Annotated in this window: 25 protein-coding genes; 17 read left to right on the forward strand and 8 right to left on the reverse strand. The window is 63.8% G+C overall.

All coding sequences use genetic code 11. The features are described 5' to 3' along the window. The first annotated feature begins 14 nt into the window (after positions 1–14). Genes AC1D1Z_RS00390 through AC1D1Z_RS00410 form a run of 5 tightly spaced genes read left to right on the forward strand, consistent with a single transcriptional unit; the run spans position 15 to position 5,777 of the window. Entirely contained in the window at positions 15–1,394 is a 1,380-nt protein-coding gene (locus AC1D1Z_RS00390; protein WP_018447803.1) for a dihydroorotase, read from the forward strand. Further along, the gene (locus tag AC1D1Z_RS00395) at positions 1,391–2,671 is read left to right on the forward strand and encodes a Zn-dependent hydrolase (RefSeq protein WP_131605485.1); all 1,281 of its coding nucleotides are present in this window, start codon (positions 1,391–1,393) and stop codon (positions 2,669–2,671) included. Before AC1D1Z_RS00390 ends, AC1D1Z_RS00395 begins: the two co-directional genes overlap by 4 nt. Then, positions 2,652–3,749: a DUF917 domain-containing protein gene (locus AC1D1Z_RS00400; RefSeq protein ID WP_130718728.1), complete on the forward strand. Its 1,098-nt coding sequence runs from the start codon at positions 2,652–2,654 to the stop codon at positions 3,747–3,749. Before AC1D1Z_RS00395 ends, AC1D1Z_RS00400 begins: the two co-directional genes overlap by 20 nt. A 3-nt stretch (positions 3,750–3,752) precedes the next feature. Next, on the forward strand, positions 3,753–4,082 hold the full coding sequence (locus AC1D1Z_RS00405) for a TfoX/Sxy family protein (protein ID WP_020052607.1): 330 nt from the start codon (positions 3,753–3,755) through the stop codon (positions 4,080–4,082). Between the two features lie 33 nt (positions 4,083–4,115). Beyond that, positions 4,116–5,777, forward strand: coding sequence for a urocanate hydratase (locus tag AC1D1Z_RS00410; RefSeq protein ID WP_018244473.1), 1,662 nt, complete (start codon positions 4,116–4,118; stop codon positions 5,775–5,777). A 17-nt stretch (positions 5,778–5,794) separates the two neighbouring features. Here the strand turns inward: AC1D1Z_RS00410 and AC1D1Z_RS00415 are convergent, their stop codons facing one another. Then, entirely contained in the window at positions 5,795–6,181 is a 387-nt protein-coding gene (locus AC1D1Z_RS00415; protein ID WP_018244472.1) for a VOC family protein, read from the reverse strand. Beyond that, a complete protein-coding gene (locus AC1D1Z_RS00420) occupies positions 6,178–7,428 on the reverse strand; it encodes an MFS transporter (protein WP_131605484.1) in 1,251 nt (416 codons plus the stop codon). The genes AC1D1Z_RS00415 and AC1D1Z_RS00420 overlap by 4 nt, the downstream gene beginning before the upstream one ends. Before the next feature lie 91 nt (positions 7,429–7,519). On the opposite strand from AC1D1Z_RS00420, the gene AC1D1Z_RS00425 reads away from it, so the two are divergent. Next, entirely contained in the window at positions 7,520–8,395 is an 876-nt protein-coding gene (locus AC1D1Z_RS00425) for a LysR family transcriptional regulator (protein WP_018244470.1), read from the forward strand. Positions 8,396–8,495: 100 nt separating this feature from the next. On the opposite strand, the gene AC1D1Z_RS00430 is transcribed toward AC1D1Z_RS00425, so the two are convergent. After that, positions 8,496–9,401 carry a LysR family transcriptional regulator gene (locus AC1D1Z_RS00430; protein WP_018244469.1) on the reverse strand — a complete coding sequence of 302 codons (906 nt, stop codon included), beginning with the start codon at positions 9,399–9,401 and terminating at the stop codon, positions 8,496–8,498. A 125-nt stretch (positions 9,402–9,526) separates the two neighbouring features. Between AC1D1Z_RS00430 and AC1D1Z_RS00435 the strand changes: the two genes are divergently transcribed. The 3 genes from AC1D1Z_RS00435 (at position 9,527) to coaBC (ending at position 12,559) form a co-directional block, all read left to right on the forward strand. Further along, positions 9,527–10,291: an SDR family oxidoreductase gene (locus tag AC1D1Z_RS00435; RefSeq protein WP_131605483.1), complete on the forward strand. Its 765-nt coding sequence runs from the start codon at positions 9,527–9,529 to the stop codon at positions 10,289–10,291. Positions 10,292–10,426: 135 nt separating this feature from the next. Continuing rightward, positions 10,427–11,176 carry an SDR family oxidoreductase gene (locus AC1D1Z_RS00440; protein ID WP_018244467.1) on the forward strand — a complete coding sequence of 250 codons (750 nt, stop codon included), beginning with the start codon at positions 10,427–10,429 and terminating at the stop codon, positions 11,174–11,176. Between the two features lie 177 nt (positions 11,177–11,353). Beyond that, on the forward strand, positions 11,354–12,559 hold the full coding sequence (gene coaBC, locus AC1D1Z_RS00445) for a bifunctional phosphopantothenoylcysteine decarboxylase/phosphopantothenate--cysteine ligase CoaBC (RefSeq protein ID WP_018244466.1): 1,206 nt from the start codon (positions 11,354–11,356) through the stop codon (positions 12,557–12,559). A 30-nt stretch (positions 12,560–12,589) separates the two neighbouring features. On the opposite strand, the gene AC1D1Z_RS00450 is transcribed toward coaBC, so the two are convergent. Next, positions 12,590–13,450 (reverse strand): class II glutamine amidotransferase, encoded by an 861-nt coding sequence (locus AC1D1Z_RS00450; protein WP_477849141.1) that lies wholly within the window; start codon positions 13,448–13,450, stop codon positions 12,590–12,592. Positions 13,451–13,914: 464 nt separating this feature from the next. Between AC1D1Z_RS00450 and AC1D1Z_RS00455 the strand changes: the two genes are divergently transcribed. The 4 genes from AC1D1Z_RS00455 (at position 13,915) to AC1D1Z_RS00470 (ending at position 18,020) form a co-directional block, all read left to right on the forward strand. Then, positions 13,915–14,592 carry a FadR/GntR family transcriptional regulator gene (locus tag AC1D1Z_RS00455; protein WP_477849143.1) on the forward strand — a complete coding sequence of 226 codons (678 nt, stop codon included), beginning with the start codon at positions 13,915–13,917 and terminating at the stop codon, positions 14,590–14,592. Continuing rightward, entirely contained in the window at positions 14,589–15,881 is a 1,293-nt protein-coding gene (locus tag AC1D1Z_RS00460) for a CynX/NimT family MFS transporter (RefSeq protein WP_477849145.1), read from the forward strand. Before AC1D1Z_RS00455 ends, AC1D1Z_RS00460 begins: the two co-directional genes overlap by 4 nt. A 98-nt stretch (positions 15,882–15,979) precedes the next feature. Then, on the forward strand, positions 15,980–17,509 hold the full coding sequence (locus tag AC1D1Z_RS00465) for a S10 family peptidase (RefSeq protein ID WP_131605481.1): 1,530 nt from the start codon (positions 15,980–15,982) through the stop codon (positions 17,507–17,509). Positions 17,510–17,618: 109 nt separating this feature from the next. After that, positions 17,619–18,020, forward strand: a complete 402-nt coding sequence (locus tag AC1D1Z_RS00470) for a GFA family protein (protein WP_131605480.1) — start codon at positions 17,619–17,621, stop codon at positions 18,018–18,020. A gap of 40 nt (positions 18,021–18,060) precedes the next feature. Here the strand turns inward: AC1D1Z_RS00470 and AC1D1Z_RS00475 are convergent, their stop codons facing one another. Beyond that, positions 18,061–18,642: an Lrp/AsnC family transcriptional regulator gene (locus tag AC1D1Z_RS00475; protein ID WP_130653481.1), complete on the reverse strand. Its 582-nt coding sequence runs from the start codon at positions 18,640–18,642 to the stop codon at positions 18,061–18,063. A gap of 24 nt (positions 18,643–18,666) precedes the next feature. On the opposite strand from AC1D1Z_RS00475, the gene AC1D1Z_RS00480 reads away from it, so the two are divergent. Further along, the gene (locus AC1D1Z_RS00480) at positions 18,667–19,053 is read left to right on the forward strand and encodes a RidA family protein (protein WP_131605479.1); all 387 of its coding nucleotides are present in this window, start codon (positions 18,667–18,669) and stop codon (positions 19,051–19,053) included. Between the two features lie 44 nt (positions 19,054–19,097). On the opposite strand, the gene AC1D1Z_RS00485 is transcribed toward AC1D1Z_RS00480, so the two are convergent. Then, entirely contained in the window at positions 19,098–19,805 is a 708-nt protein-coding gene (locus AC1D1Z_RS00485) for a glutathione S-transferase family protein (RefSeq protein ID WP_131605478.1), read from the reverse strand. 114 nt (positions 19,806–19,919) lie between these two features. On the opposite strand from AC1D1Z_RS00485, the gene AC1D1Z_RS00490 reads away from it, so the two are divergent. Then, positions 19,920–20,813 (forward strand): LysR substrate-binding domain-containing protein, encoded by an 894-nt coding sequence (locus AC1D1Z_RS00490; protein WP_131605477.1) that lies wholly within the window; start codon positions 19,920–19,922, stop codon positions 20,811–20,813. 35 nt (positions 20,814–20,848) lie between these two features. On the opposite strand, the gene AC1D1Z_RS00495 is transcribed toward AC1D1Z_RS00490, so the two are convergent. Further along, positions 20,849–22,432: a peptide chain release factor 3 gene (locus AC1D1Z_RS00495; protein ID WP_131605476.1), complete on the reverse strand. Its 1,584-nt coding sequence runs from the start codon at positions 22,430–22,432 to the stop codon at positions 20,849–20,851. Between the two features lie 91 nt (positions 22,433–22,523). Between AC1D1Z_RS00495 and dut the strand changes: the two genes are divergently transcribed. Together dut and AC1D1Z_RS00505 are read left to right on the forward strand one after the other, a co-directional pair. Next, positions 22,524–22,994 carry a dUTP diphosphatase gene (gene dut, locus AC1D1Z_RS00500; RefSeq protein WP_028731714.1) on the forward strand — a complete coding sequence of 157 codons (471 nt, stop codon included), beginning with the start codon at positions 22,524–22,526 and terminating at the stop codon, positions 22,992–22,994. Beyond that, positions 22,994–23,893 carry a GNAT family N-acetyltransferase gene (locus AC1D1Z_RS00505; protein ID WP_131647536.1) on the forward strand — a complete coding sequence of 300 codons (900 nt, stop codon included), beginning with the start codon at positions 22,994–22,996 and terminating at the stop codon, positions 23,891–23,893. The genes dut and AC1D1Z_RS00505 overlap by 1 nt, the downstream gene beginning before the upstream one ends. A gap of 73 nt (positions 23,894–23,966) precedes the next feature. Here the strand turns inward: AC1D1Z_RS00505 and AC1D1Z_RS00510 are convergent, their stop codons facing one another. Beyond that, complete coding sequence (locus AC1D1Z_RS00510) at positions 23,967–24,431, reverse strand: Lrp/AsnC family transcriptional regulator (protein WP_131605475.1); 465 nt, start codon at positions 24,429–24,431, stop codon at positions 23,967–23,969. Positions 24,432–24,497: the final 66 nt, after the last annotated feature.

Raw genomic sequence — 24,497 nt, forward strand, 5'->3', positions numbered from 1 at the left:
ACGGAGGAAGCAACATGGACTTCGATCTCGTTCTGCAGGGCACGGTGGTGCTGCCGGACCGCATTGTCGAAGAGGGCTATGTCGCCGTGCGCGACGGCAAGATCGCCGAGGTCGGCCTCGGCGTGCCGCCTGCGGCGCGCGAACGGCATCTGCTCGGAAAAGCGCTGATCCTGCCCGGCGCGATCGATGCGCAGGTACATTCGCTTTCCCAGAAGGACCAAGAGGATTTCATCTGGTCGACGCGCTCGGCGGCGGCCGGCGGCGTGACTACAATCGTCGACATGCCCTATGACGAAGGCAATCTCGTCTGTTCGGCAGCGGCGGTGAAGCGGAAAGTCGACCATGCCGGACCGCAGGCGCGCGTCGATTTCGCGCTTTACGGCACCGTCGATCCGGAAGAAGGCCCGGCGCGGATCCGCGAGATGGTGGAGGTAGGCGTTGCAGCCTTCAAATTCTCGACCTTCGGCACCGACCCCAAGCGCTTTCCGCGCATTCCGCCGGCACTGCTCGACGCCTGCTTCGCGGCGATCGCTCCGACGGGGCTGACAGCCGGCGTGCACAATGAGGACGACGAGGCGGTGCGCACCTATATGGAGCAGGTGAAGGCGAGCGGCATCACCGACTGGCGGGCGCACGGCCTGTCGCGACCGCCGATCACCGAGCTGCTGGCGATGCACACGATCTTCGAGACCGGTGCCGACACGGGCTGCCCGGCGCATGTGGTGCACTGCTCGCTCGGGCGCGGCTATGATATCGCGCGCGCCTATCGCCGCGACGGTTTTGCGGCGACGGTCGAATGCTGCATCCATTATCTGACGCTCGACGAGGAAAACGACGTGAAGCGCCTCGGTGGCAAGGCGAAGATCAATCCGCCGGTGCGGCCGCGCGCCGAGGTGGAGAGCCTCTGGCGGAAGGTGGCCGAGGGTGATGTCTGGCTGGTCTCGACCGATCACGTCAGCTGGTCGGAAAACCGCAAGACCAATCCCGACATGCTCGCCAACGCCTCCGGCGTTCCCGGCCTCGAGGTGATGGTGCCGCTTTTCGTCAAAGGGGCCATCGAACGCGGCATTCCGCTGACATGGGCAGCCAGGCTGATGGCGGAGAACCCGGCGAAGCATTTCCGGCTCGACCATATCAAGGGCGCGCTGACGCCGGGCAAGGATGCCGATATCGTCGTGCTGGAGCCGCGCGACAGCGTCTATGATGCCGCCGCGAGCGGCAACAACGTCGTCGGCTGGAGCCCCTATAACGGCATCCGCCTGCCCTGGACCGTTTCCGCCACCTATCTGCGCGGCGAAAAGATTGCCGAGGGCGCCAAGGTGCTGGCTGAGCCCGGCACCGGGCGCTTCGTGCGGCCGCTGCCGCGCCAGGTCATTGCGGGAGCCGAAGCATGAGCCGCAATCTTCCCGTCAATGCCGGCCGGATCGCTGGAGATATCGAGGCCCTGGCCGGGATTACCGAGCCGGGGCATCCCTGGACGCGGCGGGCCTTCTCGCCGCTCTTCCTCGAAGGCCGGGCCTATATCGACGCGCGGATGAAGGCGGCGGGACTGGAAACGCGGGTCGATGCCGCCGGCAATCTGATCGGCCGACGGACTGGCCGGAAACCATGGCTCGGCACGATCATGGTCGGTTCGCATTCTGACACGGTGCCGGACGGCGGCCGCTTTGACGGCATTGCCGGGGTAATTGCGGCGCTGGAGGTGGTGCGCGCGCTGCGCGACCAGAATATCGAGCTCGATCACGATCTCGAAATCGTCGATTTCCTTGCCGAGGAGGTCAGTATCTTCGGCGTGTCCTGCATCGGCAGCCGCGGCATGACCGGCCAATTGCCGGAGGCCTGGCTTTCGCGCGTCAGCGACGGGCGCGACCTAGCCGAGGGTATCGCGCAGGTCGGTGGCCGACCTGACGTGCTGATGCAGCAGAAGAGACCCGATATAGCAGGCTTTCTGGAACTTCATATCGAACAAGGCCCGGTGCTCGAAGCCGAAAAGGAGGATGTCGGCATCGTCACCGCGATATCAGGCATCACCCGCATCGAGATCACCGTCGAAGGGCGGGCCGACCATGCCGGCACGACGCCGATGGACCGGCGGGCGGATGCGCTGGTGGCGGCGTCGCAGCTGGTGCTCGACATCCGCAACGCCGCCGCCGAGCTTGCGAAAACGCCGGGCCATTTTGCAGCGACGGTCGGCGAATTCCGGATCGAGCCGAATGCCGCCAATGTCGTGCCGTCGAAAGTAGTGCTGCTGATCGATGGCCGTGCCGAAATCCGTGCCGACATGGAGGCATTCTGCCGCTGGCTCGACGGCCATGTCGAAAAGCTGGCGGGGGCCTACAGCGTGACGATCAAGACCCCGAACCGGGTTTCCGACAATCTGCCGACGCCTGCTGATTCCGGGCTGCTGTCGACCTTGGAGGCCGCTTGCGAACGTGTCGGTGCAAAACATCGGCGCATGGCCTCCGGCGCGGGGCACGACACGGCCTGGATCGCCAAGGTGGCACCGGCGGCGATGATCTTCGTGCCCTGCCGGGAAGGCCGCAGCCATTCGGCCGACGAATGGGCTGAAAATGACGATATCGCGCTCGGCGCCGCCGTACTTTTCGAGGCGGTGCGCGAGATGGACAAGGATTTGAATCAGGAGAGGACCGATGGGACGCATACTCGTTGAGAAGGACGTGGAAGCTGCCGTCAAGGGTGGCTCCGTCTATGCCGCCGGTGGCGGCGGCTGGGCCGATCACGGGCGGATGCTCGGTTATGCCGCCGTCAATGTCGGCAAGCCCGAGCTGGTCTCGATCGACGAGTTGAAGGACGAGGACTGGATTGCGACTGCGGCTGCGATCGGCGCGCCGGCTTCCACCACCCCCTGGGAAATGCAGGGCATCGACTATGTGAAGGCGGTGCAATTGCTGCAGGAGGCACTGGGTGAAAAGCTTTCCGGGCTGATCATCGGCCAGAACGGCAAATCCTCGACGCTGAACGGCTGGCTGCCGTCGGCAATCCTCGGCACCAAGGTGGTCGACGCGGTCGGGGATATCCGCGCACATCCCACAGGCGACATGGGCTCGATCGGCATGGCCGGCTCGCCCGAGCAGATGATCCAGACCGCTGTCGGCGGCAATCGGGCCGAAAACCGTTATATCGAGTTGGTGGTGAAGGGCGCGACGGCGAAGATCTCGCCGGTGCTGCGCGCTGCCGCCGATCAATCCGGCGGCTTCATCGCCAGTTGCCGCAATCCGCTCAGAGCCTCCTATGTCCGCAGCCATGCGGCGCTCGGCGGCATCTCGATGGCGCTTTCGCTCGGTGAGGCGATCATCGCGGCGGAGAAGAAAGGCGGATCTGATGTCATCGACGCGATCTGCAAGACGACGGGCGGACATATCCTTGCCGAGGGCGTCATTACCCGCAAGGACGTCGTCTACACCAAGGAAGCCTTCGACATCGGCACGATCACCGTCGGCGCGGGCGAAAAGTCGGTGACGCTGCATGTGATGAACGAATATATGGCGGTGGACGACGCGGATGGCGGGCGGCTTGCCACCTTTCCCGCCGTCATCACCACGCTTTCACCAGAGGGCGAGCCGCTCAGCGTAGGCCAGCTCAAGGAGGGCATGCGGGTGTTCATCCTGCATGTACCGATGGATATCATTCCGCTGTCGGCAAGCGTGCTCGATCGGACCGTCTATCCCGTCGTCGAAAAGGCGATGGGGATCGAGATCGCACGCTACGCACTGGCGACAAAGGCCTGAGCCATGGCGCGCGATCCCGGTCTCGAAGAACTGATGCGTGAGGAACTCGGCGATCGGCCGGGTCTTGCCGAAAAATCGATGTTCGGCGGCTGGGCCTTCATGCTGAACGGCAATCTTCTCTGCTGCGCACGCCATGACGGCATGCTGATCCGTCTCGGCAAGGGCAATGACGGCTGGGCGCTGGCACTGCCTGGCGTGATCCAGATGCTGTCGGGGGAGCGTGTCATGCATGGCTGGGTGCGAGGCGGCGCCGAAGTTTACGGCGACGATGCCCTGAGGCGGCGTTTGCTCGATGCGGCGCTCGCCTATGTGGAATCGCTGCCCAGCAAATAACGAACGAAGGCAGAGCAAAACGAGGAACCCACGATGCCGAAGGCCAATCCACGTCATCCGAAATTTCCGATTCCCGGAGGGCCGGAACTGCGCGCCAAGGGCTGGCGGCAGGAGGCGCTGCTGCGGCTGCTCGAAAACGTGCTCTCCGTCGGCGAGGACCCCGACAATCTGATCGTCTATGCCGCGCTCGGCAAGGCGGCCCGCAACTGGGCGGCGCATAGGGGCATCGTCAAAGCGCTGACCGAGATGGACGAGGACCAGACGCTGCTCATCCAGTCCGGCAAGCCGATCGGCCTCGTTCGAACGCATGCCAAGGCGCCGCTGGTCATCATGGCGAACTGCAATATCGTCGGGCAATGGGCAAAGGCCGAAGTATTCTACGAGCTGCAGCGCAAGGGGTTGATCTGCTGGGGCGGGCTGACGGCCGGCGCCTGGCAATATATCGGCAGCCAGGGCGTCATCCAGGGCACCTACGAGATCTTCATGCGCATTGCCGAGCGGCGCTTCGGCGGCGATCTCCTCGGCCGGTTCGTGCTGACGGCCGGCCTCGGCGGCATGGGCGGGGCGCAACCTCTCGCCGGCCGCATGGCAGGGGCTGCAATCCTCTGTATCGACATCGATCCGGAGCGCGCCCGCAAGCGCCAGCAGATCGGCTATCTCCAGGAAATCGCTCCCGATCTCGATACCGCCCTTCAGATGATCGATGCAGCGGTGAAGGACAAGCGGGCGCTGTCCGTCGGCCTCGTCGGTAATGCGGCGGAGGTCTATCCCGAGATCGCCCGCCGCGGCATCGTGCCCGACATCGTCACCGACCAGACCTCGGCGCATGACCTCGTCTACGGTTACGTGCCGAAGGGCATGAGCCTCGATCAGGTCAAGGGCCTGCGCGACGATGGCCAGGGGCAGTTGATGGCGGCAAGCCGGGCCTCGATCGTCGAGCATGTGACGGCGATGCTGGAATTCCAGAAGCGTGGCTCGGAAGTCTTCGACAACGGCAATCTAATCCGCACGCAGGCCCGCGAGGGCGGTGTCGCCAATGCCTTCGACATTCCGATCTTCACCGAAGCCTATCTCAGGCCGCTCTTTGCCCGGGCGATCGGCCCGTTCCGCTGGATGGCTCTGTCAGGCGAGGAGAGCGATATCGCCCGGATCGACGATCTGCTGCTCGAGATGTTTCCCGATAACAAGATCATCACCAACTGGATCCGGCTGGCGCGCGAGCATGTGCCCTTCGAGGGGCTGCCGGCCCGCATCGCCTGGCTCGGCCACGGCGAACGCACCGCACTCGCAAGGCGCGTCAACGCGCTGGTTGCGAGCGGCGAACTCAAAGGCCCGGTCGCCTTCTCCCGCGACCATCTCGACGCCGGCGCCATGGCGCATCCGAATATCATGACCGAGGGGATGAAGGACGGCTCCGACGCAATCGCCGACTGGCCGCTGATCGATGCGATGATGCTCTGCTCGTCGATGGCCGATCTGGTCGTCATCCATTCCGGCGGCGGCGGCTATGCCGGCTACATGACGAGCTGCGGCGTCACCGTGGTCGCCGACGGCACGGATGCCGCCGACGAACGGCTCGACCATGCGCTGACCAACGATACGGCGCTTGGCGTCATGCGTTACGCCGATGCCGGTTACGAGGAGGCGCTGGATGAGGTGGCGAAGAAGGACGTGCCCTATATCCGGCTCGGTTGATGTGCGGGAGGCCGACGTCAGGCAATCAGATTGGAGACCTCGAGGAGGTTGCCGTCGGGGTCCCTGAAATAGACCGAGCGCAAACGCCCGGTCGCGCCGGTGCGCTCGACCGGACCCTCTTCGATGGCAACGCCTAAGGCCTCCAGATGGGCGATGACATCGGCAAGCTGAGTCTCGGCGATGAAGCAGAGGTCGCCGGAGCCGGGTGTGGGTTGCCTTGCCTTGGGATCGAATTCGTGGCCGGCATGGTGCAGATTAATCTTCTGCCCGCCGAATTTCAGTGCTTTACGGCCTTCAGCAAAGGTTTCGACCGACATGCCGAGGATGCGGGAATAGAAGTCGCAGCTGATCGCGATATCGGCGACGGTCAGCACGAGATGGTCAAGCCGGTCTATGCGGATCATGCTTTTCTCCTCGCGAGGTGCTGCGCAAGACAGGCGGAGACAAAGGCCAGCGCCAGCATGGCAAGCGTGAAGATAACGACGGCGGCCCAGCCTTCAACCGCGAAGAACCAGCCGCCCGCCGAACCCATGAGGCTGGAGCCGACATAATAGGCGAGCATATAGAGCGACGAGGCGTGCCCTTTGGTGCCATGTGCCAGCTTGCCGACAAGGCCGCTGGCGATCGAATGGCTCATAAAGAAGCCGGTCGTGAGCACGATGATACCGAGGATAATCGCCGGGAGCGAGGCAAAGAGCGTCAGCGCGCTGCCGGCGGCGGTGAGTGCCAGACCGAAGAGAAGCACGGAAAAGTGCCCGATCCGGTCTCCCAACAGGCCGCCGATCGAGGAGGCGCCGATGCCGAAGAGGTAGACGGTGAAGATCAGGCCGAGTTCGGTCTGGTTGAGGCCGTAGGGCGGCGCCACCAGGCGGAAGCCGGCATAATTGTAGATCGTCACAAAGGAGCCCATCGCCAGGAAGGCGATGGCGAAGATGAAGGGCAGCGCCGGATTGCGGAGATGGCCGAGCCAGGCCTTTGCATGAAAGCGTGGGTCGAAGCCCGGCCGGCGGACGAAATTGCGTGACGGTGGCAAGAGGGCGATGAAGCCGAGCGCGGCGGCAAGGCCGATGGTGCCAATGATGAAGAGCGCCGGACGCCAGGTGAGATATTCGGCGAAGATGCCGGTGAGCACACGGCCGGACATGCCGCCGAAGGCCGTGCCGCCGACATAGAGGCCCATGGTGGCGCCAAGGCCGCGCGGATCGATTTCCTCGGCGAGATAGGCCATGGCAACGGCCGGCACACCACCGAGAACAAGGCCCTGAAGCGCGCGGATGACGAGCAGCAGATGCCAGTTCGGGGCAAAGGCGGTGGCAATGGTCAGCAATGCCGCCCCGACCAGCGATATCGACATCAGGCTGCGGCGGCCGAGACCTTCCGAGACGGCGGCGGCGCAGACGATGGCGACCGCCAGGAAACCGGTGGAGAGCGAAAGGGACAGCGAGCTTTCGGCCGGGCTGACAGCGAATTCCTGCGAGAAGATCGGCAGCAGCGGCTGGACGCAATAGAGCAGCGAGAAGGTGGAGAAGCCGGAAAGGAAGAGTGCCAGGCTGGCGCGGCGATAGGCGCCGGCGCCACGGGTCAGGTAGTGCTTCTGCCCTGGGGTCGCAGCTGTCTCGGAGGTCTTCACTGCATGCACTGACGTCGGCATATCTTCATCCTTCCAGCCTCCGATCTAGTCAAAGCGCCTCCATTTGTCCAATATATGAGACCGTCGATTCCGATAGGTTTTGGAGATAGTGATGGAGCTGCGGCATCTCAGGTATTTTCTGGCGGTGGCGGAAGAAGGCAATTTCACGCGTGCCGCCGGCAAGCTCGGCATCGGGCAGCCGCCGCTCAGCCAGCAGATCCGCGACCTGGAGAGGGAAGTGGGTGCGGCGCTGTTTCACCGTGTGCCGCACGGCGCCGAATTGACGGCAGCGGGCGCGGCCTTCCTTGGCGAGGCAAAGGCGTCGCTGGTGGCAGCTGAGAAGGCGAAGCTTGCGGCGCAAAGCGCCAATCGCGGCGAGTCCGGCCGCCTGTCGCTCGGCTTCACCGCATCCTCCGCCTTCAACCCGGTGGTCAGCACGACGATCCGCCGGTTTCGCGCGCGCTGGCCGGAGGTGCAGCTGTCGCTGACGGAAATGAATACGCTAGCGCTGATGCAGAAGCTGGAACGCGGGGAGCTCGACGCCACCTTCATGCGCCCCGGCCTGGACGATCCCGCCGGCATCCGGCTGCGGCGGCTGCCGGACGAGCCGATGGTGATTGCCCTGCCCGCCAGCCATCCTCTGGCAAGACATCGTAGCCTGCCGCTTGCAATGCTGGCGGACGAACCCTTCATCCTCTTTCCCCGGCTCGTGGGCTTGAGCCTCTACGACGATGTCGTGCTCGCCTGCCGCAAGGCGGGATTCGAGCTGACCGTGGCGCAGGAGGCGCCGCAGATTTCCTCGGTCGTCAATCTGGTGGCGGCCGATCTCGGCGTCTCGATCGTGCCGGCCTCGATTTCGCAGATCAAGCTCGAAGGTGTGGCCTACCGGCCGATCGAGGGGCCGCCGGCCGTGGCGCGCCTGGCGCTGGCAATCCTGAAAACACATCGCTCGCCGGTCACCGAGAACCTGATGAGCCTGCTGAGCTAAAGCGCGTCGCGATCTTTCAGATTCGCTCTTCGCGCTTTAGGTCTTTGTTTTTACGCATGTCGTTGTCGCAAAACTGCTGCACACTTTTGCGCGACATGCTCTAGCCCGCCGGATCCCAATAGGGCGGATCGCCGAAACTCTTCTTCAGGTGATCGGCGATGGCGCGGAGCTTGGCGGAGGGATTTCGGCCCTCGGGATGGGCCATATAGATGAATTCGACCTCCGGCCTATGGCCGACATCGATTTCGGCAAGCCGGCCCTCGCGGATGGCCGGGCCGGCGATGAAGGCGGGCAGCAGCGCAATGCCGAGGCCGGCAATCGCGGCGTCGCGGAGCATGTCACCATTGTTGATGCCGAGCGCCAGTTTCGCACGGACGACGATCGCACCCTCCGGCGTCTGGAAGCGCCAGTCGGCAACGCCGCGATTGGTGTAGAAGATGCCGCGATGGCCGTTGAGATCAGCCAGCGACGACGGAATTCCCTGGCGGGCGAGATAATCCGGCGAGGCACAGAGAAGACGGCGGCTTCGCGTGAGCTTCCAGGCGACCAGCCGGCTATCAGCGATCGGACCATTGCGGATGATGGCGTCATAGCCGTCCGAAGCGGCATCGACCCGCCGGTCATCAATATCGAGGGTCAATTCGATCTCGGGATGCTCGGCGAGAAAGGGATAGAGCGCCGGGCCGAGATGCATGCGGCCGAAGGTGACGGGGGCGGCGATGCGGATCGGGCCTGACAGCGTTCCGCGCCGCTCCGCCATATCGGCCGCGGCCTCCTCGATCTCGCGCACGATGCGCGCAGCCCGCTCCAGGAAGACCGTGCCGTCCTCGGTCAAAGTAAGCTTGCGGGTCGTTCGGTGCAGCAGGATGCCGCCGAGCGACTTCTCCAGCTCGGCCAACCTTTCGCTGACGACGGATTTGGACAGCCGAAGACGCCGGGCCGCCTCGCTGACCGAGCCTGCCTCGACCACGGCGACAAAAGCCGCAATGCCTTCTATCCTGATCATCGTTCGGTCTTTCCGAATTCGAATTCCCCGATCTGGAGACTAATCCGAACGAAAGGAAAATGCCATCTTCCATTCAACGGAAGGGACGGCAAGGGCCGCCTCACCTCAACACAGGAGATGGAACCATGAACCGCTTGAACAACAAGGTCGCGATCGTCACCGGCGCAAGCTCCGGTATCGGCCGGGCCACGGCAAAACTCTTTGCCGCCGAAGGCGCCAAGGTCGTCGTCGGCGCCCGCCGTCAAGGCGAACTCGACAGCCTCGTTGCGGAGATCAAGGCAGAGGGCGGCGATGCCATCGCCATTGCCGGCGACGTGCGCTCGGAAGATTATCACAAGGCGCTGGTCGCCGCCGCCGTGACGAATTACGGCAAGCTCGACATCGCCTTCAACAATGCCGGCACGCTCGGCGAAGCCGGTGCGAGCACCGCCGTTTCCGAAGCGGGCTTCAGCGAGGCGCTGGCGATCAATCTGACGGCCTCCTTCCTCGCCGCCAAGCACCAGATCGGGGCGATGGTGGAAAATGGCGGCGGCTCGGTGATCTTCACCTCGACCTTCGTCGGCTACAGCTTCGCCTTCCCGGGGGTTGCCGCCTATGCCGCCAGCAAATCCGGCCTGATCGGCCTGACACAGGCGCTTGCCGCCGAATTCGGCCAGCAGAGCGTGCGCGTCAATGCCATCCTGCCGGGTGCGGTCGATACCGACATGTATCGGGACATGAACGATACGCCTGAGAAGCAGGCCTTCGTCACCAATCTGCATGCGCTGAAGCGTGTCGCAACACCCGAAGAACTTGCCCGCTCGGTCCTCTACCTCGCCTCCGACGATGCGAGCTTCGTCACCGGTACGGCGTCGCTGGTCGACGGCGGCGCTTCGATCACCCGCACCTGAGGCGGCGCGGCGCGGTTATCCGCTGCGGGTTGATGATCCTTCAACACGCCGGCTTATCGCGCCGCTTTTTTCAGAGCATTCTCGCATTGAACAAGAACGGGCCACGCCCCAACATTCGGTCAAAGGAACTTCATCATGTCACGCCTGCAGAACAAGACAGCGCTCATCACCGGCGGCACCAGTGGCATCGGTCTCGAGACCGCCCGCCAGTTCATCGCTGAGGGCGCCCGCGTCGTCGTTACCGGCAGCAGCGCGGCAAGCGTCGAGGCGGCCCGCGCCGAATTCGGCGGCAAAGCCACCGTCATCCAGGCCGATGCCGGCAATGCGGTCGGCCAGAAAGCCGTCGCCGATAGCGTGAGAGAGGCTTTCGGCACGCTCGACATCCTCTTCGTCAACGCCGGGGTCGCCGAATTCGGGCCGCTGGAACAGTGGAGCGAAGCCGCCTTCGACAAGTCGGTTGATATCAACGTCAAGGGCCCGTTCTTCCTGATTCAGGCGCTGCTGCCGATTTTTTCGAAGCAGGCCGCGATCGTGCTCAACACCTCGATTAACGCCCATATCGGCATGCCGAATTCCAGCGTCTATTCGCTGACGAAGGGCGCGCTGTTGACGCTTGCCAAGACATTGTCGGGCGAGCTCATCGGCCGCGGCATCCGCGTCAACGCCGTGAGCCCCGGTCCGATCTCCACGCCGCTCTACAGCAAGCTCGGCGCTTCACAAGCCCAATCCGAAGCGATGACTGCGCAGATCCAGGCCCAGATTCCCGTCGGCCGTTTCGGAACCCCCGGCGAAGTCGCCAAGACCATCGTTTTCCTCGCCTCCGATGAGGCGGCCTATATCGTCGGCAGCGAACTCATCATCGACGGCGGGATGAGCAACCTCTGACCCACGAGTGCGGCGGAGACTGGCTGCCGCCGCAGCTTGCCCGCCTCGGCATGGCGATTGCGATCGTCATGCGGCGGCTTCCGGAGCAGCTCCAATGCCTATCGGCGGCGCGATTGCATGTTCTCCGCCAAAGGCTTAGGGTCGAGGGCGGTCAGAAAAGGCAACGGGTAGAAGGCCATGGCTCTCAGCGGCAAACGCATCCTCCTCATCATCTCCGGCGGCATCGCGGCCTATAAGAGCCTGGATCTGATCCGCCGGCTGCGCGAGCGCGGCGCGAGCGTGCGCCCTGTGATGACCAAAGGCGCCCAGGAATTCGTCACGCCGCTTGCCGTCGGTGCATTGGCGGCGGACCATGTGTACCTCGATCTGTTTTCGCGACAGGACGAACAGGATATCGGTCATATCCGGCTGGCGCGCGACTGCGACCTCGTGCTGATCGCCCCTGCCACCGCCGATCTGATGGCGAAGATGGCGAATGGGCTTGCCGACGATCTCGCCTCGACGGTGCTTCTGGCGACCAATGGGCCGGTGCTTGCCGCACCGGCGATGAACCCCGCCATGTGGGCGCATCCGGCAACGCGGCGGAATGCCGCGATGCTCAGAGCCGACGGCATCCGCTTCGTCGGGCCGATGGCCGGCGAGATGGCGGAAAGCCGGGAGGCAGGGCTCGGCCGGATGGCGGAACCGCTGGAGATCGTCGCTGCTGCCGAAACCATGCTCGACGACGGAGAAAAGCCGCTCAAGGGACGCAAGGCAATCGTCACGTCAGGACCGACGCATGAGCCGATCGATCCGGTGCGCTATATCGCCAACCGCTCCTCCGGCCGGCAGGGGCATGCGATCGCCGCAGCCCTTGCAAAGCTCGGAGCGGAGGTGACGCTCGTATCGGGGCCGGTGGCAATCGCCGACCCCGTCGGCGTGACAGTCGTGCATGTCGAGCGGGCTGAAGAAATGCGTGATGCCGTGCTTGCGGCGCTGCCGGCCGACATCGCCGTGATGGTCGCAGCGGTGGCGGACTGGCGCGTCGCCTCGGCGGCCGACCAGAAGCTGAAGAAACATCCGGGCGAATCCATCCCGACGCTGGCGCTGACCGAGAACCCGGACATCCTGAAAACCGTCGGCCATCATACGATGCGGCCGAAGCTGGTGATCGGCTTTGCCGCCGAGACCCAGGACGTCGAAAGCAATGCAAAGGCAAAACTCGAAAGGAAAGGCGCCGACATGATCGTCGCCAATGACGTTTCTCCTGCGACTGGCATCATGGGCGGCAGCCACAACCGCGTCAAACTCGTTCGCCGCGACGGCGTCGAGCAATGGCCTGACCTGGCGAAGGAAGAGGTTGCCGAACGGCTCGCGGCGCTGATCGCCAGGCAGTTCAGCTAATCGCCAGCGGCTCAGCTATCGTCGAGCGGCTCAGGCAGGAATAGCCACGCGCGGCGGCTTGGAGGCACTCCGCTTCTCCGGCCGGAAGTCGGCGACGTCGATGCCGTCTTTACCGACGGTGACGGCGCTGCCATCCGGAATTTCCGCCCAGGCATCGCCATCGTCGTTCAGCGGCTCGGACACGAGGCAATAGCCCGCACCCACAGGCGAGGCATAGAGCGTCGGCGCCTTGCGGTCGGTCGCATAGCGAACAGCATAGAGCATGTTGCCATCGGAGAAGGCAGCGGTAAAGCGCAGCAGGATCGAGCCGATGACGCTGTCGGCCAGGTCCTCGACGACACCGATCATGTGAGCCATCGCAGCGATCGGCGCCTCGCGCAGACCGAATTGCAGCGCCAGCAGGAACATCAGTTCGGAATCGGTCGTGCCGCCGCGGGCATTGAACAGCTCGTCGTCGAGCATCGCCTCCATCGGCCGGCGCAGACGCTCGAAACCGGTGATCTGGCCGTTGTGCATGAAAGACCAGGTGCCATGGGTGAAGGGGTGGCAGTTGTCGCGGCGCGTGCCGCCGCCTGTGGCAGCGCGGACATGGGCGAGGAAGAGCGGCGAACGGATCTGCCGTGCCAGGCTCTTCAGATTGCAATCCGACCAGGCCGGCAGGATATCGCGGTAGCGGCCGGGCTCGGGCCTGTCGCCATACCAGGCGATACCGAAGCCATCACCATTCGTCGCCGTCTTGGCGCGGGTGGCGCAATGGGACTGCTCGATCAGCGAGTGCGCAGGCGAGGATACCAGTTCCTCAAGATAGAGAGGGTCTCCGCGATAGGCTGCCCAGCGACACCGGAACCCGCCGCCGCATCGGCGGGAATGCTCTAAATTGTCTGATGTCACGGCTAATAACAGCTTAACGCGTTGCCGGTTTGCAAGGGCAACATGACGGTTTCGTGACGTCTGGCACCTTCACATTCGGCGAAAAGCCGTGTTCTTTTGTGAACACCCGCGCTTCTCTCAAAGCAGCGCATGCGTGCATTTCTGCTTGCATCTCAGAAGAATCAGCCTAACTTTAAGCCATCAGCAACAGAACGAAAGGAAGGTGATCCAATGTCTAATGAGATTTCGGACCTCGTAACGGGCATGGAAGAGGTGACGAAGGCGAGGCAGCCCTCGCTCTAATCCCCGCCTTCCTAGGGCTGCATAGACAGTCCAGGCCAGTTTGAGGCCAAACTCATGGAAAGGGTCGCCGAGGCGGCCCTTTTTTATTGTCTTGATGTCTTTATCGTCTTGATGTCAGGCGTTGACGAAAGATCGAAATCTCACTACTCATAAAGTCATCAGATGACTTTATGAGTAGTGAGATGCGAGCGCTCAGCAAGACCAATCTCGCGGATGAGGCGATCGAGGCGATCCGCGGCGACATTCTCGGCAAACGCTGGGCGGTCGGCGAGAAATTGCCGAATGAAGCCTCGCTGTCGGCCATGCTTTCCGTCAGCCGCGGCACCGTGCGCGAGGCGGTGCGCGTTCTCGTCTCCCAGGGTTATCTCGAAACAAGACAGGGTTCGGGAACCTATGTCCGCTCGACGACCGATGCCGGCCGGCCGTTGACGATGGCCCGGCGCGCCAGCCTGCGTGACCAGTTCGAGGCGCGCTTGGCGCTCGACGTCGAGGCAGCCCGGCTGACGGCGATCCGCAAGACGCCGAAGACGGTTGCCGGGCTTCGCAGGCTGCTTGCCGAACGTGGCAATTACGACGGCGGCGATCAGGCCGCCTTCATCGAACGCGACCTCGCCTTCCACAAGGCTGTCATCGCCGCTTCCGGCAACCGGGCGATGATCGAGATCTACGATTTCTTTTCGGCCTCGATCGCCGATACCATTGCGGCGACGCTCGGCAAGGACATTCCCGAGCCGGATATGCAGGCGCATGCCGATATCGTCGACGCCATCGAAACCGGCGATCCCGACGAGGCGGATGCGGCGGTGCGCCGCTTCATGGCGCCCGTTGTTGCCGCCCTCGACAGGATGATCCTGTCATGAACGCGCCGTCCAGCCATGCCGCCAGCGCGCTCGACCCCGCCGACGAATTGCTGATCGACGCCGAGGCCGGCAGCCTTCCGCCGCCGCAGGCAACGCCGGTGCGGGGAGCTGCCGGGCGTTTCCTGCTCGGCGCGAGCCTGGTGCTGATCGCCTTCAACCTGCGCCCGGTCTTCTCGAGCGCCTCGGCGCTGCTGCCGGAGATCCGCTCGGAGCTCGGTCTCAGCGCGCTGGGCGCCAGCCTACTGACGACGCTACCGGTCGTCTGCCTTGGTGCCTTCTCGCCGCTTGCGCCTCGTCTTGCCCAGCGCCTCGGGACGGAGCGCACGCTGCTCGGCGTTCTGCTGCTTCTCGCACTCGGCACGGGTTTGCGCGGACTTTCCTCCGTGCCACTGCTCTTCATCGGCACCGCCCTTGCGGGCGCCTGTATTGCTGTCGGCAACGTGCTGCTGCCGGGGCTGGTGAAGCGCGATTTCGCCGGGCGCGCCGCACTGATGACCGGCTTCTACACGATGGCGCTTTGCGCCGGTGCGGCAAGTGCCGCCGGGCTGACACTGCCGATCGAGCATGGATTGGGCGGCTCTCTCGAGGGTGCCCTCGCTGCCTGGGCGCTGCCCGCCCTGATCGTCAGCCTGCTCTGGCTGCCCGAAGTTCTTCGCAGCGGCCGGCAGGCAAGACGAAATGGCTTCCACGTCAAAGGCCTCTGGCGCGACCGGCTCGCCTGGCAAGTCACGCTGTTCATGGGGCTGCAATCGGCACTTGCCTATTGCGTCTTCGGCTGGCTGGTTCYGATCTTACGCGAACGCGGGCTCGACGGCGTCACATCAGGGGCGATCGTTTCCCTGTCGGTGATGGTACAGGCGGCATCCTGCCTGATCGTTCCGCATATCGCCGTGCGCGGCCGCGACCAGCGGCTGATCAATGCGAGCCTCTGCGGCGTCGCCGTCATCGCCCTGCTCGGCCTGCTCTTCGCGCCACTTTCGACGGTCTGGCTATGGGCGGTGCTGCAGGGCATCGGCCAGGGTGGGCTGATCGCGGCGGCCATGACGACGATCGTGCTGCGCTCACGCGATCCCGATGTCGCCGCCCATCTTTCCGGCATGGCGCAATGCGTCGGTTACCTGCTTGCCGCCATCGGCCCGCTCATCGTCGGCCTCATCCGCGGCTGGACCGGCAGCTTTTCCTGGTGCGCTGCCCTCTTCGTCGCGCTCGGGCTGGGCGCGGCGATCAACGGCTGGAAGGCCGGCCGTGCGATCGAGATCAATGTTCACGCGGTCGAGAAGGTCGGCTGAAGCTCGCTCACTGGCCCATCACCATCTCTTGATGCCCGTCGTCGGCCGCGGATGCTACGCTATCTCAGCCTCTCATTCCCCACGCCGGAGGAGACATCTTGCGCATACGAACCCTGTTTCTGTTCACCGCGCTCGCAGCAATGCTGGCCCCCGCCCTTTCCCATGCGCAGGAAAGCGATCCACCGAGGGCGAATGTCCAGAGCGGCGCACGCGATGGCGTGCTGAAGCTGCTGCCGGCCGATTCCGTCACCGAGCACGCGCTGACGATCGGCGGCCGGAAGATTGCCTATACTGCCACCGCCGGCATGCTGGATCTCTTCGGCCAGGACGGCGTACAGACCGGCGCGGTCTTCTACACCGCCTATGTCGCAAGGGATGGCGGGCCGAACCGGCCTCTGACCTTTGCCTTCAACGGCGGGCCGGGTGCTGCTTCCGCCTTCCTGCATCTCGGGCTGGTCGGGCCGAAGGTACTCGATTTCGGGCCGGACGGACGCGACGGCGCCAATGCGAAACTCGTCGACAATCCGCAAAGCTGGCTCGATTTCACCGATCTCGTGCTGATCGACCCGATCGGCACCGGCTGGAGCCGGACGGCAAAGGCCGACGACGCCTCCAATTATTATAACGTCAGTGCCGATGCCCAGAGCATCGCCAAGGCAATTGCGCTCTATGTCGCGCACAACAACCGTTCCAACTCGCCGAAATATCTTCTCGGCGAGAGTTATGGCGGCTTCCGTGCGGCCAAGGTCGCCTCGGTGCTGCAGGAAAGCCAGGGCATCATCGTCGCCGGCGCGGTGATGCTTTCCCCCCTGCTCGAGGGCCAGCTGATGTTCAATGCCGATCAATTTGCGCTCGGCGCGGCGCTGGAGCTGCCGTCACTGGCGGCGGCCGAACTCGACCGGCACGAGGCCTTTGACGAAGAGAAGCAGAAGGAGGCCGAGACCTTCGCGCTCGGCGACTATCTGACGACGCTGGCCGGACCACCGCCGACGGGTGCCGATGCCGCCGCCTTCTATGGCAGGATCGCTCGCCTGACGGGCATCCCAGAGGATATCGTCACCCGCAACCGCGGCTTCCTCGGCAGTTCCTTCGTCAAACATTCAGATGGGGGCGGCGAGGTGATGAGCGCCTACGACGCCTCCTTTGCAGCACCCGATCCCTATCCGGAATCCGATTACGACCGCGGCGACGACGCCATCCTCGACGGCTTCACCCGCGCCTATGGCGGCGCCTTTGCCGATTACGCCCGCAACGAGCTCGGCTTCAAGACGGAGATGACCTATTCGCTGCTCGACGGCGATATCAGCCGGCGCTGGGAATGGGGCGGCGGGCGCGGCGGCGGATCGCGCTTCCAGGCCAGCGCTACCGACGACATCCGGCAACTGCTCGCCTCGAACTCAGCATTCCACCTGCTGATCGCGCATGGCTACAGCGATCTGGTGACGCCTTACAGCGTCAGCCGCTACGTCGTCGACCATCTGCCGCCCTCGCTCGCCGACGGCCGCGTCGGGCTAAAGCTTTATCGCGGCGGGCATATGTTCTATACGAAAGCCGATCAGCGGGCCGCCTTCACGGCGGATGCGAAGGCCTTCTACGCCGCCCACCCGGCCGCCCAGCCCGCTGAGTAAAGCGTAGCGCGATCAGATTCGCCTGCCATGCTTTGGTTCTTTGTTTTCCGCTGTCATGATCGCAAAACCGCTCTACACTTTTGCGCGACATGCTTTTGGGGGCTTGCCGATGCATATCACCGGAGGATGCCATTGCGGCGCGATCCGCTATCAGGCGGAGATCGATGCGGAGCGGATCTCGATCTGCCATTGCACCGATTGCCAGCGGTTGACGGGCTCCGCCTATCGCATCACCGCACCGGCGCGGCCGGGAAGTTTCACACTCCTATCAGGCGAGCCGAGAGGCTACGCAAAATATGGCGACAGCGGCGGTCTCAGCCGGCAATTCTTCTGCCCGAATTGCGGATCGCCGCTCTACCGCACGGATGGCGAAGGCGGCGCGATCGGTATCCGCGTCGGCAGCATCGACCAGCGGCGGGAGCTGACGCCCAGGAAACAGATATGGTGCCGGTCGGCTTTGCCCGGGGTGGAGAATATCGAGCCGCTGCCACGTTTCGAGGGTGAGGATTAGCGAGACAGCGACGCTTAGACCGGAAACCGGGAGCGCTCGTCTATTCCGGCAGATGCATATCAGGCCAACTGTCGGTGACGCCGGCCTGTACTGGGCGCTCGAGATAGGTGGAAAGCGCGATATAGCTGCGGGTGCCGGTGACGCCGGGAACGGCATGGATCTGCGAGAGAAAAGCCTCCAAGGCCTGCGGGCTTTCGGTACGGACCTTGAAGAGAACGCTGGCGTCGCCGGCGACCGAATGCATCTCCTCGACCTCGGGAAAACGCAGGACCTGCATCAGCCGCTCGCTCTTGCCCCAGCCGGCCGCCTCCACATGCACGAAGGCAAGCAACGGCTTGCCGAGCGCTGCGCCGTCCAGCGCGGCATGCACGCCCTTGATGGTGCCGGATTGTCTCAGGCGGCGCACACGCTCATGCACGGCCGGCGCCGACAGACCGACCGTTTCGCCAAGCCTGGCATAGCTCTGGCTGCTGTCGGCGGCGAGCGCGGCTAATATTTTTCGGTCGAAGGCATCGATGACCGGTTGCTGTGGGCGTCTTTTCCGAAGATCCTCTGTATTTTTCGCCATTCCGCAAAACCCTCTTTCTGCCGAAGAATAATCGTCGATACTGCCATTATTCAATAGAATATTCGGAGGAGAGATTTCATGGAGATGATCATGCGCAATCCGGCAAGCGGGGTCTATCCGGCCAGCCCTGATTACATCCATGCGCTGGAGATCAGGCATCCATCCCGGTTGCTCTTCGTCAGCGGCACGATGGGTCTCGATCAAGAGGGAATGGCGGCGGCCGATCTGGAAGCACAGCTGGAGCTCATCTGGTCCAATCTGCGCGCCATCCTCGCCTCCGCTGATATGACCGTGGACAATATCGTGCGGCTGACGAGCTATCTCAGCGACGGCGCCTTTATGGAGGCGAACCAGAATGCCCGCCTTCGGGCCCTTGTCGGCCGCGCCGTGCCGACCACGGCGATCATCGTCGAAACGCTGCGTGACGACTGGCTGGTCGAGATCGAGATCATCGCTGCCGGCTAAGGCACATTGGCCGTCGCACCGCAGGGGTGCGACGGCGGCGGCGATCAGGCCGCCTGTTTCAACAGACCGAGCGCCTCGGCCAGACCGACCTCGCCGCGGAAACCGCCGCTGCTTTTCGCCTCCTGTCGATGCTCGATCGCATGGGCAAAACGCACGGCCGGCTCCTGCTGCATGCGCTCATAGAGGCGATGCAGGCCGGGAAACTGCCGGCGGTCGACGACCTTATGGAAATCGTTCCAGCGGGCGACCCCGACGAAATAAGCGTCAGCCAGGCTCGGCCCGTTGCCGAGAAGCCATTCGCGGCCATCGAGCAGACGCTCAAGCGTCTGATGCGCCTTTTCGACCGCCGCGCTGCCATAGGCCGTGAGGGCCTGCTTCTGCTGCGGCTCCAGCGGGTGTTCGAACGCATACCAGAGCGGGCCGAAGGCCTTGAAGAAACTGGTGTTGAGAAAGGCGAGCATCTGGTTCAGACGATCGAAATCCTCCGACCCCTGCGCAAAACCCAGACCGCCGCCGATCGCCCGAGCGCCGATATGATGGAGGATCGCCATGCTTTCGCTGATCGTCCTGCCATCCTCGAGCAGCAGCGACGGCGTTTCGCCGACTTTGTTGATCCTGGCATAGTCATCGGTGGAGACCATTTCCGGCATCTCGACGCGGCAGAGCCGATAAGGCAGGCCGGACCATTCCAGCGCGACGATCGAGCCAAAGGAGCAGCCCTCCGGCACGCCGTAAAACAATATGGGTGACATCAATCGTTCCTTTCAGAATTGACCCCGTTTGGACACGATGAATGTGAAGATGTGGACGATCCTGCGGTAGAGGCTATAAATGCATCGTAATGTCCACATATCTGGAAGATGACAATGGCGCTCTTCAACCTCAACGACCTCCATCTTTTCGTGCAGGCCGTCGACAGCGGCAGTTTTACCGCCGCCGCCAGGCATCTCGGCATTCCGAAATCGACTGTGAGCAAACGGGTTGCGGAGCTGGAGGCACGGCTCGGCGTCCGGCTGATCCAGCGCACGTCACGAAGCTTCGCGCTGACCGAGCTCGGCCGGGAATTCTTTCAGCACGCCCAGGCCTCGATCATCGAGGCGGAGATGGCCGAAGGCATCGTGCGGCGGCATCTGGCTGAACCCGCAGGCAGCGTTCGCCTCACCGCCTCGGTGCCGACGGCACAGTTCACCTTGGCGGAACATCTGCCGGCGCTGACGGCACGTTATCCGAAGCTCCGGCTTTCCGTGCACGTGACGGACCGCTTCGTCGACATCGTGCAGGAAGGCTTCGACATCGCGCTGCGCAGCCATCGCGGGCCGCTGCCGGATTCCGCTCTGGTACAGCGGAAGCTCGCCAGCCACCCTTTCTTCATCCTCGCCTCGCCGGATTATATCAGCACCCATGGGCAACCGCACCGGCCGGAGGAACTGGCACAGCATGCGACGATCATGACCAGCCTGACGGAGGATCAGTGGCGGCTCTACTTCGATGGCGGCGACGAGGTTCTCGTCACGCTGCATTCCGTCATGGCGGCGGATGAGCCCTATGTCCTGATGGAAATGGCCGTGTCGGGGCTTGGCATTACCTGCCTGCCGACATCCGTCTGCCGCAAGGCGCTGGCAGACGGGCGGCTGGTGCGGGTGCTGCCGGAATGGACGGCGGGCAGCATCGAAACGACGATCCTGATGCCGCATCGGCGTGGCCAGTTGCCGGCAGTGCGCGCCGTCGTCGATTTCCTGGCCGAACGGCTCGGCGGCTAGAGCCGCTTCTCACTTTTCCTGTGATTGCTTGGTGATCACGCCGCCTTGGCGGCGTGATATTCCTTGATGGCGACCATCTTGATCGCCGGATGGCGCTCGGACTCATAACGCAGCGAGAAACCGTCCTGGGCGAGGAAGACCGGGTCGCCGTCGAGATCGCGGGCGATATCGCCGCGTTTGACGGTGAGGAATTTCTCGAGATCGGCCGGCTGCTCGGCCGAGATCCAGCGGCAGACGGAGAAACGCGACATTTCGAAGGAGACCGGCAAGCCGTATTCGGCCATCAGCCGCTCCTTCAAGACGTCGAGCTGCAGGGCGCCGACGACGCCGACGATTGCCGGCGAGCCGTCTTCCGGCGAAAACAGCTGGACGACCCCTTCCTCGGCCATCTGCTGCAGGGCTTCCTTGAGCTTCTTCGCCTTCATCGCGTCTTCCAGGCGCACGCGGCGCAGGATTTCCGGCGAGAAGTTCGGCACGCCCTGGAAGACCAGGGATTCACCTTCGGTCAGCGTATCGCCGATCCGGAGCGTGCCGTGGTTGGGAATGCCGACGACGTCGCCGGCATAGGCGGTGTCGGCGAGCTGGCGCTGCGAGGCGAAGAAGAATTGCGGCGCCGTCAGGCCGAGCTGCTTGCCGGTGCGGGCGAGCCTTGCCTTCATGCCGCGCTCGAGCTTGCCGGAGCAGATGCGGGCAAAGGCGATGCGGTCGCGGTGGTTGGGGTCCATGTTGGCCTGGATCTTGAAGACGAAGGCCGTCATCTTGTCGTCGGTCGCATGCACGGTCCTGGTATCGGCGACCTGGTCACGCGGCGGCGGCGCGAAATCGCCGAGCGCGTTGATGAGATCGCGAACGCCGTAATTGCGCAGCGCCGAGCCGAAAAAGACAGGCGTCATATGGCCTTCCAGGAAGGATTCGCGGTCGAAGGGACGGCAGGCCTCGATCGCCAACTCGGTCTCCTCGATGAAGACCTGGCGCTCGTTTTCCGGCAACCTGCCGGCGACGCTTTGCGGGCCGTTGACCGGCGTTCCCTCGATTTCGGTATCCGAACCGCGCACCGTGTTGGCGGCGATATTGTAGGAGCCGCAAAAGGTCTTGGAGCGGCCGATCGGCCAGGTGATCGGCGCGGTATCCAGCGCCAGCTTCTCTTCCACCTCGTCGAGGATCTCGAAGGGATCGCGGCTTTCGCGGTCCATCTTGTTGATGAAGGTGATGATCGGAATATCGCGCATGCGGCAGACTTCGAAGAGCTTCAGCGTGCGCGGCTCGATGCCCTTGGCGGCATCGATGACCATGACCGCGGCATCGACGGCCGTCAGCGTGCGATAGGTGTCGTCGGCGAAATCCTCGTGACCCGGCGTGTCGAGGATATTGAAGACATTATCGTTATATTCGAAGGTCATCACCGAGGTGACGACGGAGATGCCGCGTTCGCGCTCGATCTTCATCCAGTCGGAGCGCGTCTGCATGCGATCCTTCTTCGCCTTGACTTCGCCGGCAAGCTGAATGGCGCCGCCGAACAGCAGCAGCTTTTCGGTGAGCGTCGTCTTACCCGCGTCCGGGTGGGCGATAATAGCGAATGTGCGGCGGCGGGAGACCGCCTCGGCGAGACTTTCGGCCATACTTGTGAATCCTGTGGAATTGCCGCGTATCTAGCGACTAAAGGCCGACTTTGCAATTGACCTCGGCGTCGCGCGCGCAAAGTAATGGCCCATGAACATTCATCACGACGTCAGCCCCAGGCTGAACCTCATCCGCCTGCCGAATGGCGAAGGCCTCGATCTGCCCGCCTATGAAAGCAAGGGGGCGGCCGGCATGGACCTGCGCGCTGCCGTCGACGAGGCAGCACCGCTGACGCTTCTGCCCGGCAAACGGGCGCTGGTGCCGACCGGCTTCATCTTCGAGATCCCCGAGCATTTCGAGGGACAAGTGCGGCCGCGTTCCGGCCTTGCCTTCAAAAACGGCATCACCTGCCTGAATTCGCCTGGTACCGTCGACAGCGACTATCGCGGCGAAGTGAAGGTGCTGCTCGTCAATCTCGGCGAGGAAGCCTTCGTCATTTCGCGCGGCATGCGCATCGCCCAGATGGTGATCGCGCCGGTGACCCAGGCACGGGTGGTGGAGATCACCGAGGCAAGCGAAACGGTGCGCGGCGCAGGCGGTTTCGGCTCCACCGGCGTCTGATGGCACAGCGCCTCGACAGCGCGGGCCTGACCTTCCGGCAGGATTATTTCGGCGACCCCGCCGGCTGGGCGGCACTGGTCTGCCTGCTCAGGGATATTTTCGGCATCGATATCGGACCGCTGCAACAGCTCGGCGGCCCCGACCCCACCAGCATGCCCTTCGGCTGGTTCGACGCCGAAGGGGAACTTGCGGCGAATATCTCGGCCTTTGCGCTGCCCTTCGTCCTCAACGGCAGGAACGTCCATGCCGCCGGCCTGCAATCAGGTGCCGTGCGGCCGCCATGGCGCGGCCGCGGGCTCTATCGCGACGTCACGGTAAAAGCGCTCGACTGGTGCGAGAAGCAGGGCTTTGAAGCCATCATCCTCTATACCGACAAGCCGTCGCTCTACGCGCCCTATGGTTTCCGCGCGATACCGCTGCACCGATACGAGGGACCGGCGCCCGACCCTTCGTCTTCCGTCGCCCGCGCCCGGCCGCTTTTGCCGACAACCGCGGATGATCTTGCCCTGCTGCAATCGCTGCTGAAAAGACGAAGCCCGGTTTCGACCTCGCTGGCGGTCACAGTCAATGCGGCGATGTTTCTGATCAACACCCAGCTCGATCCCGATATCCGCATCAGCTTCCTGGAAGACCGGCAGGCGGCGATCGCATGGAAGATGGATGAGGCAGGCCGCTTCAGCCTCCTCGACGTCGTGGCGGCTGACATACCGTCGCTTGCAGCGATCCTTGGCGGACTGGAAATCGCCCCCGCCTCTGTCGAAGTGCTTTTCCGTCCCGACAAGCTCGGCTGGGACGGTGTTCCGCAACCGTTGGAAAGCGGCACGAGGTTGATGCTGCGCGGGCTCGGCCATGCCACCCCGGATTTTCCGGCGATGTTGTCGCCGATGGCGGAATTCTAGAGCAGTTCCAGCAAAACTGCGCAGCGGTTTTGCGACCGGAATGCGCAAAAACAAAAAGGCGTTTCGCCGCCCCCTATTTCCGCCGGGAAAGCGGTGGCAGGCGGCGCTTGACGGGCGAGGCCTTGATCATCGCGGTGTTGGTCTCCGCCCTTTCGGCAACCCGGTCGAGGATGCCGTCGAGATCGGACATCGAGCGGATGACCAGGCGGGCGATAAAACAATCATCACCCGTCACCTTGTCGCATTCGATGATTTCGGGAATTTCCTCGATGATGCGCTCGACGATGTGCAGCTGTCCCGGCAGCGGACGCACGCGCACGATCGCCTGCAGGGGATAACCGACGGCGGCGGGATCGAGATCAATGGTGAAGGCCTTGATGACGCCACGCTCCTCCAGCCGCCGCAGGCGCTCGGCCGCACTCGGCGAGGAGAGGCCGACCTGCTGGGCCAGTTCCTTCAGCGAGATCCGCGCATTCCCGGCCAGCGCCTCCAGAATGGCCTGATCGATTTCGTCGAGCGATTGCACATCATTAGCCACGGCGAGACATTCTCCTCGTATGATTAGGCGATATCGATCATCCTCCTTTTTATCCTTATATAAAAT

The sequence above is a fragment of the Rhizobium sp. P1_E1 genome (assembly GCF_056406015.1).